This window comes from Massilia sp. DJPM01 (genome assembly GCF_030348125.1).
Taxonomy (GTDB): Bacteria; Pseudomonadota; Gammaproteobacteria; order Burkholderiales; family Burkholderiaceae_D; genus Telluria_A; species Telluria_A frigida.
Genome location: NZ_JAQOZV010000007.1, coordinates 86,869 through 104,853 on the forward strand (window position 1 = coordinate 86,869; position 17,985 = coordinate 104,853).

The 17,985-nt window shown below is 66.8% G+C and carries 17 protein-coding genes; 10 read left to right on the top strand and 7 right to left on the bottom strand.

What is annotated here, in order from left to right:
* Positions 1-12: 12 nt before the first annotated feature.
* Entirely contained in the window at positions 13-3,180 is a 3,168-nt protein-coding gene (locus PO883_RS07105) for a penicillin-binding transpeptidase domain-containing protein (protein ID WP_373890041.1), read from the bottom strand.
* Positions 3,181-3,499: 319 nt separating this feature from the next.
* Here PO883_RS07105 and PO883_RS07110 point away from each other — a divergent pair, with 319 nt between their 5' ends.
* The gene (locus PO883_RS07110) at positions 3,500-4,330 is read left to right on the top strand and encodes a YXWGXW repeat-containing protein (protein WP_289309124.1); all 831 of its coding nucleotides are present in this window, start codon (positions 3,500-3,502) and stop codon (positions 4,328-4,330) included.
* 54 nt (positions 4,331-4,384) lie between these two features.
* Here the strand turns inward: PO883_RS07110 and PO883_RS07115 are convergent, their stop codons facing one another.
* The 4 genes from PO883_RS07115 to PO883_RS07130 form a co-directional block, all read right to left on the bottom strand.
* Positions 4,385-6,544, bottom strand: coding sequence for a peptidase domain-containing ABC transporter (locus PO883_RS07115; RefSeq protein WP_289309125.1), 2,160 nt, complete (start codon positions 6,542-6,544; stop codon positions 4,385-4,387).
* Positions 6,541-7,866, bottom strand: coding sequence for an HlyD family secretion protein (locus PO883_RS07120; protein ID WP_289309126.1), 1,326 nt, complete (start codon positions 7,864-7,866; stop codon positions 6,541-6,543). Before PO883_RS07120 ends, PO883_RS07115 begins: the two co-directional genes overlap by 4 nt.
* Positions 7,838-8,791: a hypothetical protein gene (locus tag PO883_RS07125; protein WP_289309127.1), complete on the bottom strand. Its 954-nt coding sequence runs from the start codon at positions 8,789-8,791 to the stop codon at positions 7,838-7,840. Before PO883_RS07125 ends, PO883_RS07120 begins: the two co-directional genes overlap by 29 nt.
* Before the next feature lie 115 nt (positions 8,792-8,906).
* Positions 8,907-9,095, bottom strand: a complete 189-nt coding sequence (locus PO883_RS07130; RefSeq protein ID WP_289309128.1) for a hypothetical protein — start codon at positions 9,093-9,095, stop codon at positions 8,907-8,909.
* Positions 9,096-9,287: 192 nt separating this feature from the next.
* On the opposite strand from PO883_RS07130, the gene PO883_RS07135 reads away from it, so the two are divergent.
* The 9 genes from PO883_RS07135 (at position 9,288) to PO883_RS07175 (ending at position 16,241) form a co-directional block, all read left to right on the top strand.
* Positions 9,288-9,974 (top strand): ribonuclease HI family protein, encoded by a 687-nt coding sequence (locus tag PO883_RS07135; protein ID WP_289309129.1) that lies wholly within the window; start codon positions 9,288-9,290, stop codon positions 9,972-9,974.
* Between the two features lie 25 nt (positions 9,975-9,999).
* Complete coding sequence (locus tag PO883_RS07140; RefSeq protein WP_289309130.1) at positions 10,000-10,647, top strand: HD domain-containing protein; 648 nt, start codon at positions 10,000-10,002, stop codon at positions 10,645-10,647.
* 79 nt (positions 10,648-10,726) lie between these two features.
* Complete coding sequence (locus tag PO883_RS07145; RefSeq protein WP_289309131.1) at positions 10,727-11,971, top strand: MFS transporter; 1,245 nt, start codon at positions 10,727-10,729, stop codon at positions 11,969-11,971.
* Between the two features lie 25 nt (positions 11,972-11,996).
* Positions 11,997-12,566 (top strand): hypothetical protein, encoded by a 570-nt coding sequence (locus tag PO883_RS07150; protein WP_289309132.1) that lies wholly within the window; start codon positions 11,997-11,999, stop codon positions 12,564-12,566.
* Positions 12,567-12,690: 124 nt separating this feature from the next.
* Entirely contained in the window at positions 12,691-13,554 is an 864-nt protein-coding gene (gene asd / locus PO883_RS07155; protein WP_289309133.1) for an archaetidylserine decarboxylase, read from the top strand.
* 17 nt (positions 13,555-13,571) lie between these two features.
* The gene (locus tag PO883_RS07160; protein ID WP_289309134.1) at positions 13,572-15,053 is read left to right on the top strand and encodes a C13 family peptidase; all 1,482 of its coding nucleotides are present in this window, start codon (positions 13,572-13,574) and stop codon (positions 15,051-15,053) included.
* Between the two features lie 91 nt (positions 15,054-15,144).
* Positions 15,145-15,516 carry a hypothetical protein gene (locus PO883_RS07165; RefSeq protein ID WP_289309135.1) on the top strand — a complete coding sequence of 124 codons (372 nt, stop codon included), beginning with the start codon at positions 15,145-15,147 and terminating at the stop codon, positions 15,514-15,516.
* Entirely contained in the window at positions 15,513-15,932 is a 420-nt protein-coding gene (locus tag PO883_RS07170; protein WP_289309136.1) for a hypothetical protein, read from the top strand. The genes PO883_RS07165 and PO883_RS07170 overlap by 4 nt, the downstream gene beginning before the upstream one ends.
* A 3-nt stretch (positions 15,933-15,935) precedes the next feature.
* Positions 15,936-16,241, top strand: a complete 306-nt coding sequence (locus tag PO883_RS07175; protein WP_289309137.1) for a hypothetical protein — start codon at positions 15,936-15,938, stop codon at positions 16,239-16,241.
* Positions 16,242-16,310: 69 nt separating this feature from the next.
* Here the strand turns inward: PO883_RS07175 and PO883_RS07180 are convergent, their stop codons facing one another.
* Positions 16,311-16,943: an NAD(P)H-dependent oxidoreductase gene (locus PO883_RS07180; protein WP_167088260.1), complete on the bottom strand. Its 633-nt coding sequence runs from the start codon at positions 16,941-16,943 to the stop codon at positions 16,311-16,313.
* A 121-nt stretch (positions 16,944-17,064) separates the two neighbouring features.
* Complete coding sequence (locus PO883_RS07185; protein ID WP_289309138.1) at positions 17,065-17,985, bottom strand: LysR family transcriptional regulator; 921 nt, start codon at positions 17,983-17,985, stop codon at positions 17,065-17,067.

The following is a 17,985-nucleotide window of genomic DNA, read 5'->3' on the forward strand; positions in this document are numbered from 1 at the left end:
GTTGTGTCAGCATCAAAATGATGCCATAGACCGGGAATCGGCAAGGCGCGCTTGAAACCCCTGTTTACCCTTCTGTTCCGGATTCCGGGCCGCCATCGCCCCCAGCACCGCCGCCACGATGGGCGCCGCGTGCTCGCCGCCGGTCGCGTCGGAATGGCTGACAAAAGCCGCCACCGCCAGGCGCCGGGTCTGGCCCGGCAGGCTGCCCGGTTCCAGCCAGCCGGTGAACCACACCGTGGCCAGGTCGCGCCCATCGGCCACCGATGGCGAGGTGCCGGTCTTGCCGGACAGGCCACGCCGCACCGCGTCCAGCCCCGCTCCGCGAAAGGCACCGGCCGCCGTGCCGCTGTCGACCACGCCCTTCATCCCGGCCCGTACCCGGTCCAGGCGCACGCCCAGCGCCGGCCGCTCGCCCGCAAGCGCCTCGCGCCCGTCGAGCGAGAGCAGCAGGCGTGGCGCGATCACCCTGCCCTCGCCCACTGCCCCGGCCACCAGCGCCATTTGCAGCGGCGTGACCTGCATGCGCAGGCCAATCGCCATCTGGCGCAGCTCGTGACGGGTGTGAATCGGGTCGATGTGGGCGGGACTGGCCTGCAAGGCATCCCAGGCCGACCACGCAAAATCGGAGGGCAGCAAGCCGCCATCGAGGCGCGCGGCCTGCTCGAAGCCGAGGCGGTGCGCCATCGCCACGATGGGGCGCACGCTGTCCAGGGCGCCGCCGTCGAGTGCCTGGAGGTCCGGCGCGCCGCCATCAGGGCGGCCAAACAAGCTGCGGTCGCTCAGTTCAGCGGACCAGGCAAACCAGGTATTGAGGCTGTAGGTCAGCGCCTGCGACAGCCCCAGGCGGCCATCCTGGGCGCGCTTGTCGAGATGCTGGTCCTTGTAATTGGTGATGTGGGCCAGCCTGGTGTCGAGCGGATAGCTGGCCGCGTTGGTCTGGAAAGCGAAGCCTTTCGACTGCGCCATGCGGTTAATCGCCGGCAGCGGCAAGCCGGCCAGCAGCGCTTCGAGCTGCGGATCGCGTCTGGCCGCCAGTTCCAGGCCCAGCGCGCTGATCACCTTGAAGGTCGAGCCGGGACTGCGGTGGGCGCCGCCATCATGCTGGAACGCCGGCAGGCGCAAGGGACTGCGGGCCGGATTGGCGCGGTCGAAATCGCGTACCTCGTTCCAGTTGGCCGGGGTAACGGCGCCGCTGCCGGCGCCGGCCGCCGCCAGCACGTCGCCGGTGGCGGTGTCGAGGATGACCAGGCCCGCCTGGCGGCCCGCCACCACGGCTTGCGCGCCGCTGCACGTGCTGCCGTTCCAGTGGCCGCGCCGCAGGCCGATGCAGTCGAGCGCCTGCTGGCTGGCCGTTTGCAGGGCCAGGTCGAGCGTCAGGCGCGCGCTGTGCGACACGCCGTCCGGCGCCGGCACACGGGCCAGCATGCCGGCCACGCTGTTGGCGTGGGCCGCGCGGATGCCCAGCAGGGGCGCCAGGCCGGCATCGAGTGCCGCGCGGGTCGGCTCGCCGCCGCTCCACACCACCGTGCCATGGCGGTCGGCCAGCGTCACGCCCGTGCGCGGCGCGGCGCGCGCGGTGACGCTGTTGGCGGCCAGCGGCTGCCATGCGAGCTGGCCGCCGGCCATGCGCAGATGGCGGTATTGCTGGTCGCCCGCCAGCCCCGCCATGCGCAGGGGCGCGGCCGTGAGAGTGACGCTGCGCACGCCCGCTTGCAGGTCCAGCACCAGCGACTGGACCGATGCCGGCGACGGGCAATCGCGCCCGCTGCAAGCGTCGCGCGGCTGGCCGCGCAGCTGCGCGCCGTCGAGCGAGACCAGGCGTCCGACCAGCATCAGCTCGATCGCCTGGCCCGCTTGCGCCGCGCGCGGCAGGGCCAGGGTCAGGCGCGCGGGTGCGCCGGCGGCGGCATCCGGCCAGGCCTTGACGCGGCTCCACGGCGCCCAGCCTTGCGGCACATCGGCGAACAGGCGCGCGGCGGCGGGCGGCATCGACGCCGTGGTGGACGCCGGCGCCGCAGCGACGCTGGCCTGCCATTCGCCGCCCTGCTGCGGCTTGAGGCGCCATGCCAGCAGGCGCCGTTCGCTGTTGAACACCTGGACCTGCGCGCGCACGTAGTCGCCATCGGCCATGCGGTACAGGCGCTTGAGCAGCTTCAGGGACTGCGCATCGAGGCGCGCTCCGGGCCAGCCGGCCAGTTGCGCGGCGCGCGCGCCGTCGCCGGACGCCTGCCACGCCGCCAGGTCGCGCGGCGCCAGTTCAGCCAGGCCGCTGGCGCCAAGGCGCACCAGGCCATGCTGCTGCAAAGCCAGGAACAGCGCCTGGTCTTCCAGGCTGGCGCGCGGCACTGCCGGCACCTGATAGCGTCCGGGCGACAGCCATGCCGACAAGACCGGACCGTGAACCGGAAATGCCACCACCAGCGCCTTTGCGGCGGGCGTCGCGGCGCCGCTGCGAAACAGCTGGACCAGCAGCTCGCCCGCCTGCGGGCAGCGCTCGCTGGCGCGGCGCTGGAAGCGCAAGGCGGCATCGTTCCATACCAGCCAGCCCTCGCGGTGCAGCGCCACCGATCCGCGCGCGCCGCGTACGGCGCCGCTGGACTCGCCCAGCCAGTGCGCCCCCGCTTCGGCCCCGGCCCAGTCGAGCCGCAATGCCGAACCGCGCACGTCGGCGAAATCGGGCAGCGCCACGCCGCTCAGCTGGACTTGTGGCATACCCGCCACGTCGGGGCCAGCCAGGGCGATGTTACGCAGCGTGACCGGATTGGCCGACGCGTCATTGCGCGCGACCCAGCGCGCCACGTCGGCGAAGCGATAACCGATGCGCAGCGGGAGCAGGCGCGCGTTGCCGCTGTCGAGCATCTGTGTGCACAGATCGATGCGCACCGGCGGCGCGCTGCGCAGCCCTGATGCGATCAGCAAGGTCGCGCCGCCATGGATGGCCACGCCGATGCCGGGCTTGTGCGGCACGCTGAACTGCGCCCCGGGCGCGGCCGGCTGCAAGGCGTCGACCGACACCGGCAAGCCGGCGCCGTGCAGGACGGCGGCGCCGGGGTCGGACGACGCGCCCAGATGACGGGCGTGGACGGCGATCAGCAGCGCGCCCGCGCCAGCGGCGACACCCCCGGCGGCGCCGATCCAGTGCGCGCAGGCCGGCGCCCACGTCCGTGGTGACGAAAGCACGCGCGAACCCTGGCGCAAGTGGCGGGCCCGCCGCGCTGCCGTCCAGCGCCGTGACCACGTCTGCACAACCGTATCGAGCCAGCCTCTCATCACTTCTCCGCAAATCACGTGGCACGCCGCGCGCGTGGCCTGCCCAGCACTAGCGGGGGGCGCGGCAAAACCACGAAACGTTGCCAACTGCGCAAGATTGCCGCCCGACGTTACGGAACTTACGTGTTGCCCTGATTGTGTTTCATTTGTAAGCAGGTGAATCAAAGTTCCTGAAGCGCCACCTCGCTTGCTATATTCAATTCATAGGATTTCACAAGGAGAAGTAGAAATGAAGCGCACCCTGACCTTTGCAGCACTGATCACCCTTGGCGCCGCCGGTTTCATGCCTCTGCCGTCGGTCGCTCAAACGGATTTCCGTGTCATCATCAATACCGCTCCACCCGCACCGCGCTTCGAGAGCGTGCCGGCGCCACGCCGCGGCTATGTGTGGGCGCCAGGCTTCTGGAACTGGGAAAACAACCGCCACGTCTGGACTGCCGGCCGCTGGGAGAGCGCGCGCGACGGCTACACTTACCAGCGCAGCGAATGGATCCGCGATAACGACAGCTATCGCCTGAACCGCGGCGGCTGGCAGCAGGTGTCGCAGCGCGAGTACACCGTGGTGCAGGTCGCCCCGCCGGCGCCACGCCACGAACGCGTGCCGCGCCCCCGCGCCGGCCATATGTGGGTTCCCGGACACTGGGAATGGCGCGGCAACCGCCATGCATGGGTCGGCGGCGAGTGGGTGCGCGAACGTGCCGGTTATATGTATTCGCAGCCGACCTGGGTCCAGCGCGATGGCAGCTGGTACCTGGAACCGGCCCGCTGGAGCCGGCATGGCGAAGGCCGCGACCGCGACCGTGATGGCATTCCCGACCGCCTCGAAGGCCGCGACCGTGACCGCGATGGCATCCCGGACCGCCTGGAAGGCCGCGACCGCAATCGCGACGGCGTGCCCGATCGCATGGAACACCGCGACCGCGACCGTGATGGCGTGCCCGATGCCTATGACCGCGACCGCGATAACGACGGTGTCCCGAACCGCGTCGACCGTGACCGCGATGGCGACGGCGTACCGAACCGCCGCGACAGCCGTCCCGACAATCCACGCCGCGATTAACGTGTAGTCAAGCTTGACCAAGCGCCAGCCCGGCTCCCCCGGCTGGCGCCTTTTTCATGCGCCATCGGGCGCTATGCGCGCCAGATAGGCGGCCCTGCCCTCCTCCCCGCGCAGGTCGCAGGCGACTTTGCCTTCCTCAAGCACGATGATGCGTTCGGCCGAAAGGATGGTTTCGCGCCGGTGCGCCACGATGATGCGGGTCATCGGCAAGGCACGGATGGCGGCGTTGACGGCCTGCTCGCGCTTCACGTCCAGGTGGCTGGTGGCTTCGTCGAGCAGCAGCAGGACCGGCTCGCGGTACAGCGCGCGCGCAATCAGGATGCGCTGTTTCTGCCCGCCCGACAGCACCGTGCCCATGTCGCCGATCAGCGTATGGAAACCCATCGGCATCGCGTTAACATCCTCTTCCACCGCCGCGCGGCGGGCGCATGCGCGGATGCGCTCCATCGACGGCGCGTCGGCAAAGAAGCTGATGTTGTCGGCAATCGAGCCGGCGAACAGCTGGTCGTCCTGCAGCACCACGCCGATCTGCGCGCGGTATTCGCCAAGGCCGCCCCGGTTCAGCACGCGCCCGTCGACCTCGATCTCGCCCGAAACCGGTTCGAGCAAACTGGCCAGCAAGCGCAGCAAGGTGGTCTTGCCGCACCCGGAAGGACCGACGATGGCCACCGATTCGCCGGCCTCGATGCGCAGGTCGATCCCGTCGAGCACCCACGGGTCGCTGGCGCCGTAGCGAAAGCGCAGCTCGCGCAGGCGCAGCGCCATCGGCGCGTGCCGCGCGTCCGCGGCGAGCGCCAAATGGCACACCTCCGGCGGCGTCAGGGCGATATCGGCCAGGCGCTCGGCGTGCAGGCGCAGCATGAACAGGTCGAGCGTCTTGTTGATCAAGGCGCTCACGCGCCCCATGAACTGGTCCTTGTAGCTGATAAAGGCGAGCAGCATCCCGACCGAGAAGGTGTTATCGAGCACCCGCCCGGCCCCCAGCCACACCACCAGGATCGCAATGACGCCGATCAACAGCGCATTCACGGTGCTGAACATCAGTCCCATTTTTTGCGTCGTCACCTGGCGGTTGACGGTTTCCACCAGCAGGTTGAGCCAGTGCGCCTGGCGCGATGCCTGGGCGTTGAACAGTTTGATGGTGCGCATGCCGCGCAGCGTTTCGAGGAAATGGCTGTCGCGCTTCGCGCCCCACACGATCGCTTCGACCGACGCGTTGCGCAGCGCCGTGTAGGACGCCGCGCGCAGCAGCGCATACAGCACGCTGCCGCCGACGACCAGCGCCGCCAGTTCGGGCGCGTAAAACAGCATCACGCACAGGGTGATGGCCGCCATCAGGCCGTCGAGCAGGATTTCGACCATGTCGGTGGTGATCGCTTGCAGGATCACTTCCTGGGAGCCGAAGCGCGACATGATGTCGCCCAGGTGGCGGCTTTCAAAGTAGACCGCCGGCAGGCCGACCAGATGGCCGAACAGGCTGGCGCGCCCGGCCACCTTGATGGTGCTGGAGATGGCGATCAGGGTGGCGCCGCGCGCGGCCGTCAGCGCCACCCGGATCATCAGCAGGAACGCAAACCCCAGCGCGAGCGTGAGCAGCAGGTCGCGGTCGGCGCTGACCAGCGCTTCGTCGACCACCCACTGCATGAAGAACGGGCTGACCACGGCCAGCACTTCGATCGCCAGCGCCATGGCGGCCAGCGCCAGCAGCGACTGCTTGATTCCCGACATGCGTCCCAGCAGTGCACTGAGCCGCACGCGCGGGGCCGCCTGGCCCGCTTCGAACGACGCCGTGGGACTGAGTTCGAGCGCCACGCCGGTAAAGTGTTTGAGCACGGTGGCGCGCGGCAGGCGGCGCACGCCGACCGCCGGATCGTGGATCACGACGCCCGTGGCGCTGACCTGCTTGAGCACCACGAAGTGGTTCAGGTCCCAGTGCAGGATGCACGGGGTGGCCAGCAGGTCCAGTTCTTCGGGTTCGAGCCGCAGGGGACGCGAGGCCAGGCCGAGGTGGACCGCGATGCCGACCAGGTCCTTGAGCGTGGCGCCGCGCAGCGACATGCCGAAACGGCGCCGTAGCTGCGCCAGGTCGGTGCCGTTGCCGTGGTAGGCGGCGATCATGGCCAGGCAGGCAAGAGCGCACTCGGCGGCCTCGGTCTGCAGGATCGACGGCAGGCGCACGCCCAGGCCGGCGGCGGCGTCAAATGGTTTGCTCATCGTCCCAGCCTCCCGGTGATGGTGTAGACCGGATCGAGCACCCATTCATACAGGCGGCGCCGCTCCAGCAGGATGTCGGCATCGAGCTGCATGCCGGGGGCCAGCGGCATGCGTGCGCCGTAGGCCGTCACGTCCTGGCGCGCCAGGGTCACGGTAATGCGGTACAGCGCTTCGCCCGGCATGCCGGCGCCCGCCGCCGCCCGAAACTGGGCCGGCAGCTCGGCCGGCTCGATGCCGGTGCGCGAGATGCTCTTGATGGTGCCCTGGTAGTGACCGAATTTTTGATACGGGTAGGCCAGGTAGCGCAGCTGCACCGGCTGTTGCGGGCGCACGAAGCCGATCGCGCGGCTCGATGCGTACAGCTGGGCCTCCAGCGTGGCGCCGCGCGGCACGATGCTGAGCATCGCCGTGCCGGTGCCGACCGCCGCGCCGCGCGAGATATGGATCGCGGTCACGGTGCCGGCCTGCGGGGCCGTGACCAGCAGTTCGCGCTTGGCCGCCACCTCGGCCAGCTCGCGGTCGATGGCGCTGGTGTTGCGCGCCGCCAGCGCGTTCTGGGTGGCCAGCTTGAGCGGCATGTCGTTCAGTTCCGATTCCAGCGCCATGCGTTCGCGACCGAGCGAAGACAAGGCCCGTTCCAGGGAGCGCAGCTTGCCCGCCTGGTCGAGCGCCGCCTCGGACGTGGTCTGCACCTGCTGCGCGGAAATGAAGCCGCGCGCCCTGAGTTCGTCGAGCCGCTTTTCGGAAGTGCGGGCCAGCGCCACGCGGCGCTTTTGCAGGGCGATTTCCTGCACCATGTTGTCCTGTTCGGCGCGGGCGGCGGCGATGCGTTCGGCCAGCATGGCGCGCTGCTGGCCGAACGACTGCGCCGCGCGCGCCTGCTCGGCATCCAGGCTGGCGCGCTGGGCCTGCAGTTCGCGTGCCACCCTGGCATTGGTCTCGCCCACCGCCACGCTGCGCTCTTCGCCCGACAGCGCCACCAGCGCCTGGCCGGCGCTCACCGGATCGCCCTCGCGCACCATCAGGCGCGTGGCCACGCCGACGCGCGGCGAATGCACGCGGATCATGCCCTGCTCGGGCACCAGCCAGCCGGCCACGCGCGCCTTGCGGGTATAGCTGGCCATCAGCAGCGTGGCCGCGATGGCGGCGACGATCAGCAGCGAGAAGGCGGCGTACCAGCGGTGCGCCAGGCGCGGCTTGACCGCCACCGTGCCGAGCCAGCAGGTTTGCTGTTCGCTCAGCACCTGCGGCCGGAACAGCGCTTGCTCCGCCACCACGGCCGGGGCACCGGCCTCACTCTTCGATGAAGTAGTCTCGGACATCGTAAGTGACCTCGATCATGCGGGCGATCTTTTTGATGCGCAGGACTTTCCGGATGCGTGGATTGGCGAAGTCGCGCATCAGCGGCGGGCGTGGCGCGTTGAAGAAGTAGCCCGGATCGGTGGCGACGACCGACTTGGCCACCAGATCGAGTTCGTCGCGCGAGCTGACGGTCTGGATCACGCAGGGCGCGTGCGAGATGCCCAGTTCGAGCAAGGCGCAGGTGCGGTGATAGCCGTTATTGAGGACCAGGCGGCCGCTGTCGTCGTCACACACGGCGTTGAGAATGTTGGCGCTGTAGCCGACCACCAGGCCGACCACGCCGGCCACGGTACCGCAAGCGCGGTAATCGTTCAATTGGTCGGGGCGCAGCAGCACCGGCTCATGAAAGCGGAAATCGGTCGATTCGGAGCGGAATACATAGCGTTTCGAGCCTGCCTCGCGGATCTGGACCGGCGCGCGCACTTCGTCGGGCGGGAAGCAGAAGCGAAACAGTGCCTGCGGATCGGGATGGGGACCGAGTTGCGCCTTGAGTTGATCGACGAAGCTGCGCGTGACGTGATTCTGGCACACCACCATGCGCCCCAGGTCGACCATCGCAATCCGGGTCGGCAAGCTGTTGAAGGTGCGCGTGTACTGGGGGCTGGCGCACACCTGCGCGGCCAGCGGCAGCATGGCGGCGGGCAGCGCGGCGCAGTCCAGGTGGTCGGCCACGCCGGCCTCGGTGATGGCCAGTTGTTCGTAATACAGCTTGGCCGCGCCCCATTCGCGGATCAGCGCCGGGCGGATGGCTTCGGGCGATTCGGCGCACAGGTCGTCGGCGAAATCGAGATACTTCTGCAGCGGCGCCTGGCCGAGCAGCCATAATTCTTCATGGGTGGCACGTTCCGGCGCAGCGATCGCTGTTGATGTGTCGAGATTCTGCATTTTGCAACCTCATTGGAAAGTTCAGTCCGCCGCCGCGTCCGACGGCAAACTGAAGAAGCCAGTTGCGCCAGTTAGCGCAACGATGGCCCGGCACAGCGGTTAAGCAGGAAACGCATTACAGCAGCCATCCGAGCAGGCCGCCGCAGTTGTGCGACTTGCTGCCGCAACCCCGGCTTTTGCTCTTGCTTTTGCTTTTGCTCTTGCAACGGCTTTTGCTCTTGCTCTTGCTGTGGCACTTGGTATGGCAATCGGATTTGCCACCGCCATACACGTGTTGCAATTCAGTGCTGGTCAAGTTACGCATGACGTTCTCCTTTAATAAATTGAAACTGGTCGAGCGGCAATTCCCACTCGCCCTCGTGCGGACCGCTAAGGGCCATACTAGGCACTGTCGGGCTCTGCAGTTTGATGCGTCACAATCGTGCGGATGCGTGAGTTCGGCCGTCGCCAGGGAGTGATTTTGGCAATATGTTGCCGTTGCGGTTATGCTGTCGCCATGAGCGAACCGACCCACGCACTGGCCCAGTTAATCGCGGCGGCCTTCAAGGCCGAACGCGGCGCCGGCCGCAAGCTGGCCGCGCGCGACGGCATCAGTGAAGAACAAGCCTTGCGCGCCACGCTCGAACAGCGCGCCGGCGCGCGCGGCCTGGGCGCCCTGCTCGCCGAACGCGCCGCCCTGCTGGCGGCCGCCACGGCGCGCCTGGCCGCACGCGACGCCAAACGCGCACTGGCCCGCAGCGCCAGTGTGCACCGGCACGCTGGTCCGCCCGCGCCGTGGCGCGCCTGGTTCGACGGCTCGGCCCATCCTAATCCGGGACGCTGCGGCATCGGCGCCCTGCTCACCGGCCCGGATGGCGAACGCGTCGAAATCTCGCGCCCGGCCGGCTACGGCAACAGCAGCGAAGCCGAGTACCAGGCGCTGATCGCGGTCCTCGAAGCGGCCGTCGCGCAGGGTGCGCGCGGCCTGACCGTGCATGGCGACAGCCGCGTCGTGATCGACGACGTGAATGGGCCGGAGCTGGCGGGAGCGCCCTCGCTGCACGCCTACCGCGCACACGCCCAAACCCTGCTCGGCCGCATCGACGGCGCCTGCGTGCGCTGGCTGCCGCGCCAGAAAAACCAGGCGGCCGACGCCCTGTCGCAGCGCGCCGTGGCCGCTTTCGGGCCGGCCGGCATGGCATAATCGCGCTCCGACCAAGGAGCATGCAATGACCACCGACGAACTGACAGCATGGCAGCCACGCTTGCAGGCACTGGCCAGCGCCGCCTGCGGCGACGACGGCGCCCACGACATCAATCACCTGCACCGGGTCTGGCGTAATGCGCAGGCGCTGCTGGCCAGCCATCCGGAAGCGGATGCGCTGGCCGTGATGGCGGCATGCTATCTGCATGACCTGGTCAACCTGCCCAAGAATCATCCGCAGCGCAGCATGGCGTCGCGCCGCTCGGCCGAACTGGCGTGGCGCGAACTGGCCGCCATCGGGTTCCCGGCCGCGAAGCTGGACGCGGTGGCGCACGCCATCGAAACCCACAGCTTTTCGGCGGCGCTGCCACCCCACACCATCGAAGCGCAGCTGGTGCAGGATGCCGACCGCCTCGACGCCCTGGGCGCGGTGGGCCTGGCGCGCCTGTTCTATATCGCCGGCCAGATGGGCAGCGCGCTGGCCCACCCGAGCGACCCGCTGGCCGTGGACCGGGAGCGCGACGACCGCGCCTATGCGCTCGACCATATCGAGGTCAAGCTGGCCAGGCTGCCAGCCATGATGCAGACCGCCGCCGGACGCGCACTGGGCGAAGCGCGGCTGGCGCAGCTGACCACCTTCCGCGCCGCCTTCGCGCAGGAATGGACTTTGTAGGCACTGCCGCGTTCGCACAACTGCGCAGTGCGTTAAGATGTGGTTCCGCCCATTCGCGCCCGGACCCGGGCTATCCTCCATGAGCAGCAACCCCGCCGCCGCACCCGCCGCCCCGGCATCGCCTGGCAACCTCAATTTCGTGCTGGTGGCGGTCTTCATCGACATGCTCGGGATTGGCCTGATCATCCCGGTCATGCCGGCCCTGGTCGGCAAGTTCGTCGACGGGCGCGATGAACAGGCGTTCTGGTTCGGCGTGCTGGCGATGGTGTTCGGGCTGATGCAGTTCATTTTCATGCCAATGCTCGGCGCCATCAGCGACCGCGTGGGACGCCGTCCCGTGATGCTCTATTCGATGGCCGGCATGTTCCTCAATTTCCTCGCCACCGCGTGGGCCCCGAGCCTGGCGTTCCTGTTCATCGGGCGCGTGATCGGCGGCATGTCCTCGGCCAGCATGTCGGTCGCCTCGGCCTATGCATCCGACATATCGACCCACGAAACGCGCGCCAAAAGCTTCGGCAAGGTGGGCGCCGCCTTCGGCCTGGGTTTCATCTGCGGTCCGGCGCTGGGAGGCGCCCTGGGCGAAATCAACCTGCAACTGCCGTTCTACGTGGCCGCCGCGCTGTGCGCCGCCAACTTCGTCTACGGTTACATCGCGGTGCCCGAATCGCTGCCGCTGGCGCGCCGCTCGGCGTTTTCGATGACCAAGATCAATCCCTTCTCGTCCCTGCTCAAGCTGGTGCGGCGCACCGATATCCGCGCCGTGGTGATCGTGTACGCCCTCTCCACCTTCGCCCAGATGATGCTGCAGTCGACCTGGGTGCTGTACACCACCTTCCGTTTCAACTGGACCCCGGGCGACAACGGCAGCGCCCTGTTTTGCGTGGGCTTGTCGGCGGCGGTGGTTCAGGCCGGCCTGCTCGGCATGCTGATGAAGCGCTTCGGCGAAGTGCGCCTGTCGCTGATCGGCCTGGTATCGGGCTGCATCACCTTCGTGCTGTACGGCCTGGCTACCCAGGGTTGGATGATGTACGTTTTCATTTTGTGCAATTTGTTGTCGTATACCACCGCGCCTGCGCTGCAAAGCATCATTTCGCGCGGTTCGGACGCGAATTCCCAGGGCGAACTGATGGGCTCGCTGCAATCGATCAGCAGCCTGGGCGTGATTTTCATGCCGCTGCTGGGCACGGCCATCCTGGGCCTGGCCAGCCACCTGCCGCCCGACGACTGGCGCATCGGCAGCACCTTTTTCCTGTGCGCGGCGATGCAGGCGGTGGCGATCGGCGTTGCAGTTTTCTATTTCAAATCGCATCGGATGCGCACATGAGGCGGGCATGCGTTAGAATTGGGACATGGGTATACCCTCTCCTCGCAGCGCGGCGCGCGCGGCCGCGTTTGTCATTGCCGTCCTCGTAGCGGGCGCCGGCGCCCCTGCGCTGGCCAATTGCGAGCAACCGTTCCTGGTGCCGGTCGCGGTGCGCTCGATCCGCGACCTGCTCGCACGCAAGGAGCTGCGCGTGGTGCTGGTGCGCGGCTTCGACTACGGCGACGCCTACCTCGACATGATCGATCAGTTGTCGGCCCAGGGCCGCCTGCTGCTCGAAAAAGATGGCGCCGCCGTGGCGCGCGTGCTCGACGCCGGCATTGCCGACGTGACCTTGATGGCGCCCACCGTATTCGCCGGCGCCATTTTGGAGGACAAGCGCTTCACCTGGATGATGCCCAAGCTGCGCATCGAGCCGCTGGAAGAACTGCCGTGGGGCGAAAGCGGCATCTACATCTCGAAGCAGACCGTCGCGGCGAGCGACCGCGCGGCCCTGCAGAACCTGTTCGCCGCCGCCATCAAATCCGGCGCCGTGTACGAGAACCTCAAGCGCTACTACCCGCCCGCCATCCTGGCCGGCGGCGTGCGCCCACGCTGACGCCCCCCGGCGCCGCCACGGCGACTATTTTTCAGGCGATTGGCCATCCGGGGCACCGGAAAGCGCTGCACAGGCGCGGCGCGCCGTTATAATTGCCCATCGTTTTTTAAACAGGTTGAAGCCCGTGTCCGATCGCATAAAAGTCATTCCCCAATATTTACTTCCCAAGCAAGGTCTGACCAGGTTCGCGGGCCGCGTCGCCGGTCACAAGGGCGGCCAGTACACGACCACCCTGATCCGCTGGTTCGTCGGCCAATATGGCGTGAACATGGACGAAGCGGCCAATCCGGACATCGCCAGCTACGCCAGCTTCAACGAATTTTTCACCCGTCCGCTGCGCCCGGGCGTACGCCCGCTGGCCAAGGCCGATTTCGTGTGCCCGGTGGACGGCGCGATCAGCCAGTTCGGCGCCATCGACGACGACCAGATCTTCCAGGCCAAGGGCCACAAGTTCAGCACCACGGCCCTGGTGGGTGGCGATGCGGCGCTGGCGGCCCAGTTCCAGCACGGCAGTTTCGCCAACCTGTACCTGAGCCCCAAGGATTACCACCGCCTGCACATGCCGTGCGACGGACGCCTGACGCGCATGATCTACGTGCCCGGCGCGCTGTTTTCGGTGAACCCGACCACCGCGCGCGGCATTCCCGGCCTGTTCGCGCGCAATGAGCGCGTGGTGTGCGTGTTCGAGTCCAAGCAGCATGGCACCTTTGTGCTCACCCTGGTGGGCGCCACCATCGTCGGCAGCATGGCCACGGTCTGGCACGGGCTGGTGAACCCGCCGCGTCCGGGCGTGGTCAGGGAATGGCGCTACGACGACCAGAACATCGTGCTCAAAAAAGGCGACGAGATGGGCCGCTTCCTGCTTGGTTCGACCATCGTCATGCTGTTCAAGAAAGACACCATCGACTTCAATGCCGAATGGGCGCCCGAGCGCCTGGTGCGGCTGGGGGAAGCGATGGGTAACAAGCCAGCCGCCAAACGCGCCTGATTTCACAAGGAAGCGGCATGAGCGACGTAGTGGACGACATCGCCGGCCCGCCGGCCCTGGAACAGGAACAGGAACAGGCAAGCGTGGCCGCGCCCGCGCCGCGCGCCAGCGTGCTGGCAGCCTGCGACTGGCTGCGCGAAGGCGCGCGCTCCATGCTGCTGCTTGCACCGCGCTGGAAGCGACTGGTGGCGTCGCCCTGGCAGATGGCATTCCAACTGCTTTTTCAGTTGGGCCTGGGCATGCTGATGCAGCGCGCCTTCATCGAGGGCGACGCCGTCTTCATATGGCGCGCGCTGTTCGCCGGATGGTCGAATACCCTGTTAACCGTGTGGCTGTGCTACCTGATTCAGCCCGACCCGCGCCTGACGCGCAGTCCCCATGCCGCGCCCGGCGCGGCGCACTTGTACACGCTGCTGATCGTACAAACGACAATGTTTTCGATGCTGGGCTGGGCGCTCTATTTTCTTCTGATCCGGACCAAGGCCGTTGATGCGGCCAGCACACAGGCGCAATGGACTGTCTGGCTCGGGCCGACGCTCTGGGCGGTGCTGGCACAGCTGGCGGTACTGATGCGCGCCGCCCGTCCGCTCGCGCCGGTGCGCACCATTGTCACGATCGGGGTGATCGTTCTGACCACTGCAATGAGCCATTACCTCGCGCCCTCGCCGATGGCCTGGCGCGCAAGGGCGGCACCCGAGGCGCCCGAGGAAGAGCCGTTCGAGGTAAGCCAGGAAATGATGGAAGCGCAGCTGCCCTTGCTGGGCGATCAGCTCGACGCGCTCAAGCCGCAGCGCCCGGGCGTGATCGACATGTACACGATTACCTTCGCGCCGTACGAAGGCGAGGAAGTGTTCCGGCGCGAGAGCACCATGGTGGCCGACGTGATGGCGCGCCGCTTCGATGCCGCCGGGCGCGGCCTGCAACTGATCAACCACCGCGAGACCGCCGAAACGCTGCCCTGGGCCACGCCGCTGAACCTGCGGCGCGCCATCGAAGGGATCGCCGAGATCATGGACCGCGACGAGGACGTGCTGTTCATCCACCTGACCTCGCACGGAGCGTCGGACGGCGAGCTGGCGGCCAATTTCTGGCCGATCGAGGTGGCGCCGGTGATGCCGCCGGAACTGAAGGGATGGCTCGACCAGGCCGGCATCCGCTACCGCGTGCTGTCGATCTCGGCCTGCTTCGCGGGCAACTGGATCGCGCCGCTGGCGGCCGACGGCACCCTGGTGATGACGGCGTCCGACGCCGACCACACCTCCTACGGCTGCGGCAAGAAATCGGCGCTGACGTTTTTCGGCCGCGCGATGTACGACGAACAGCTGCGTACCACGACGCGCTCGTTCAGCGAGGCGCATGCGGCGGCGCGCAAGATCATCCTGCAACGCGAGACGCAAGCCGGCAAGGATGACGGCTATTCGAACCCGCAGATCAAGGTCGGCGGCAAGATCATGCCGGTGCTGGAGCGGATCAACAAGCGGCTGGCGGGAACGCCGTAAGCAGGTGGCGCCGCGCGCGTCACGCGTTTTGGATCGGCGCTACAATGAGATACTGGGTTGGTTCATCAACCTTGTCGTTCGGTAGTGCATCATGGCTAAGCATACTCAAGCACCAAAACCCATCGTTAGTGCAAGGGAGGCGACGCCTCCCGCCAGCCCGATGACTCAGCGCATCACGGCGGAGGGCAAGGCGATGACGGTTGTTACGATGGGCAATGTCACGGTGGAAGTTCCCACCCCATCGGCGTCGGAACTCGAAAAAGCACTTGCAGAAAGCCAGCGAGTTTCTCGCGCATTTGCCGAAGCTATTCCACGGCACGGCGTCCGCCTCAATCTGCCTTCGACAACGCCGTTGTACGAAGCGGATTCAAAAGATCCGAATCTGGTCATCAGAAAGCTCGGCAAAACGCGGACGCTGGGACGCTTCAACAAGAACGGCCACTTTATCAGGGTCAAGCGATGAAGCGCGTTTCAGTCGACGAGGCGATGAATATCGCGTTCCACCATGAAGGAAGGCCGTTCGCGATTATCCTGGCTGGACACAATGGATCAGGAAAATCGACCTTGTGGTACAAGCACCTGGTAGATCGCTTGCGCGTTCCGTTGATAAACGCCGACCGGATGATGTTATCCATCCTGCCCGAGCCGCCCAAATCCGGACAATTGCCCGTTTGGGCTCAAGAACTGCGTGACACCAGTGAAGCATGGATGTACGTATCCCAGCAGGGAGTTACCGGATTCACCAGCGCGGCGATGGGACGCCGCATTCCCTTTGCTATCGAAACGGTGTTTTCGCATTGGTCGATCAATCCCGATGGCTCAATATCGAGCAAGATCGATCTCGTCAAGGATTTGCAAAGCAAAGGCTACTTTGTGTGATTGGTGTTTGTTGGTCTGTCCAGTACCGGCCTCTCGATCGGACGCGTAAGAACGCGTCAAAATCAAGGCGGTCACGCAGTCCCCTACGAAAAGCTGCTTGAGCGTTTTCCGCGCACCCGGCAAGCTATCAAGGCCGCACTCGCAGTAGCCGACGCTTCCATTCTGTTCGATAACAGCCGGAGTCAAGCTCTCGCATTCACCCCGGTACATATTCGCATCAACAACAAGGTGGCTTATGACATCCGCGCAGCCTGGAAGCAGCGCCTGCAGCCAATCTCATCGTGGCTCGACCTGATTGCGCCCCAATAAACGTTGGGAGCGGCAAGGCGCTCCCAACGCACGCCCGAATGTCACAAGAAAATCGCGTCGGCCCCTTGTTTAAGCCAGTTTCGTGATGAACTGCGCGCTCGGACGGCGCACTTTTTTCAAGTCCACCAGCCAGTCGCCCTCGGCTTCGCGGTAACCGAGCGCCATGATCGCCACCGAGCGCAAGCCACGCGCGCGCAGGCCGAGCAATTCGTCGAGCTGATCCGGATTGAAGCCTTCCATCGGGGTCGCATCGACCTGTTCGAAAGCGGCCGCCGTCAAGCCGATGCCCAGGCCGATGTAGGCCTGGCGCGCGGCGTGTTCGTAGTTGACCTTGGGGTCGCGCGGCGGGTAGGTCGCCAGGATGAACTTGCGGTAGGCTTCCCAACCTTCGTTGACCATGCCGCGTTCCTCGTTGACGAGGTCGAACATCATGTTGATCCGCTCTTCCGTGTAATTATCCCAGGCCGCAAACACGACCATGTGCGACCCATCGGCCACCTGGCCCTGGTTGCTGGCGATCGGTCGCATCTTCGCGCGCAGGTCGGCATTGCTGACCACGATCAGCTCGAACGGTTGCAGGCCGCTCGAGGTCGGCGCCAGGCGCACGGCTTCCAGAATACGGTTGACTTTGTCTTCCGACACCACCTTGGTGGCATCAAATTTCTTGGTGGCGTAGCGCCAGTGCAATTTTTCAAGCAGCATGGAATTTCCTTTAAGTTGGATGGATGAACTTCACAGCCAGGGCGATCTCAAGATAGGCGTCGCGGCGGGCTCATTATCAACGATTCCGCAATCACGCGTATCCGGACGGAAAATTCCTGCCCTAGACCATCCCCATGCGCTTGCGCGCATCGGCGCAGCACAGCCCTTCCATCATGTCGAGGAAAGCGCGGGTCTTGGCCGGCATCAGGCGCCGGCCAGGGAACACGGCCCAGCCGGTCACCAGCGGCAAATCCCATTCCGGCAGCACCCGCACCAGCTCTCCCTTGGCCACGTGCGGTGCGGCGAACAGGTCGGAACTGGCGGCGATGCCGGCGCCGGCGCACGCCACGCGCGTGAGCAGGTCGGGCGAATTGGCGCTCAGGCGGCCCGGCAGCGCGCGCTCCCACACCGTTTTGCCGCGTGTGAGCTTCCACGGCGACGGTCCGCCGCCGCGGCTCAGGAGGCACAGCAGATCGTGTTTCAGCAAGTCGTCCGGATGCTCCGGCAGCCCGCGCAGCGCGATGTACGACGGCGCCGCATACAGCGCCATGTGTTCCAGCGCCACCCGGCGCGCGTTGAGGGAAGCGTCGTCCGGCAGGTCGCCCATGCGGATCGCGATGTCGAAATTCTCGCTCACCAGGTCGACCCGGCGCGGTGACAGGTCCAGTTCCAGGGTGATGGCCGGATACTGCGTCATGAAGTGCGTCATCACCTGCGTCATGCCAAGGCTGGCGAAATCGGCCGGCATCGAAATGCGCAGGCGCCCGCTCGGCGCCTGCTGGCGATGCTGCACCAGCGCGCCGGCCGCCTCGACCTCTTCGACCACCTTGCGCGCGTGATCGAGCAGGCTGGCGCCGAATTCGGTCAGCATCAGCTTGCGCGTGGTCCGCTGCAGCAAGCGCTCGCCCAGTTTCGCTTCCAGCAGCGCGATCCGGCGCGAGACGGTCGACTTGGGCAAATCGACCCGCAACGCGGCCTGGCTGAAGCTGCCCGCCTCCACGATCCGCGCGAACAACAGCAAGTCATTCGGTTCCACATCCAT

What these genes read in the sequence shown, in the direction of transcription:
- PO883_RS07120 (WP_289309126.1), bottom strand. Translation starts at nt 7,866, where the DNA reads ATGTCCGAGACTACTTCATCGAAGAGTGAGGCCGGTGCCCCGGCCGTG.
- PO883_RS07170 (WP_289309136.1), top strand. Translation starts at nt 15,513, where the DNA reads ATGAAGCGCGTTTCAGTCGACGAGGCGATGAATATCGCGTTCCACCAT.
- PO883_RS07125 (WP_289309127.1), bottom strand. Translation starts at nt 8,791, where the DNA reads ATGCAGAATCTCGACACATCAACAGCGATCGCTGCGCCGGAACGTGCC.
- PO883_RS07185 (WP_289309138.1), bottom strand. Translation starts at nt 17,985, where the DNA reads ATGGATGTGGAACCGAATGACTTGCTGTTGTTCGCGCGGATCGTGGAG.
- PO883_RS07145 (WP_289309131.1), top strand. Translation starts at nt 10,727, where the DNA reads ATGAGCAGCAACCCCGCCGCCGCACCCGCCGCCCCGGCATCGCCTGGC.
- PO883_RS07150 (WP_289309132.1), top strand. Translation starts at nt 11,997, where the DNA reads ATGGGTATACCCTCTCCTCGCAGCGCGGCGCGCGCGGCCGCGTTTGTC.
- PO883_RS07160 (WP_289309134.1), top strand. Translation starts at nt 13,572, where the DNA reads ATGAGCGACGTAGTGGACGACATCGCCGGCCCGCCGGCCCTGGAACAG.
- PO883_RS07130 (WP_289309128.1), bottom strand. Translation starts at nt 9,095, where the DNA reads ATGCGTAACTTGACCAGCACTGAATTGCAACACGTGTATGGCGGTGGC.
- PO883_RS07180 (WP_167088260.1), bottom strand. Translation starts at nt 16,943, where the DNA reads ATGCTGCTTGAAAAATTGCACTGGCGCTACGCCACCAAGAAATTTGAT.
- PO883_RS07140 (WP_289309130.1), top strand. Translation starts at nt 10,000, where the DNA reads ATGACCACCGACGAACTGACAGCATGGCAGCCACGCTTGCAGGCACTG.
- PO883_RS07165 (WP_289309135.1), top strand. Translation starts at nt 15,145, where the DNA reads ATGGCTAAGCATACTCAAGCACCAAAACCCATCGTTAGTGCAAGGGAG.
- PO883_RS07135 (WP_289309129.1), top strand. Translation starts at nt 9,288, where the DNA reads ATGAGCGAACCGACCCACGCACTGGCCCAGTTAATCGCGGCGGCCTTC.
- PO883_RS07115 (WP_289309125.1), bottom strand. Translation starts at nt 6,544, where the DNA reads ATGAGCAAACCATTTGACGCCGCCGCCGGCCTGGGCGTGCGCCTGCCG.
- PO883_RS07110 (WP_289309124.1), top strand. Translation starts at nt 3,500, where the DNA reads ATGAAGCGCACCCTGACCTTTGCAGCACTGATCACCCTTGGCGCCGCC.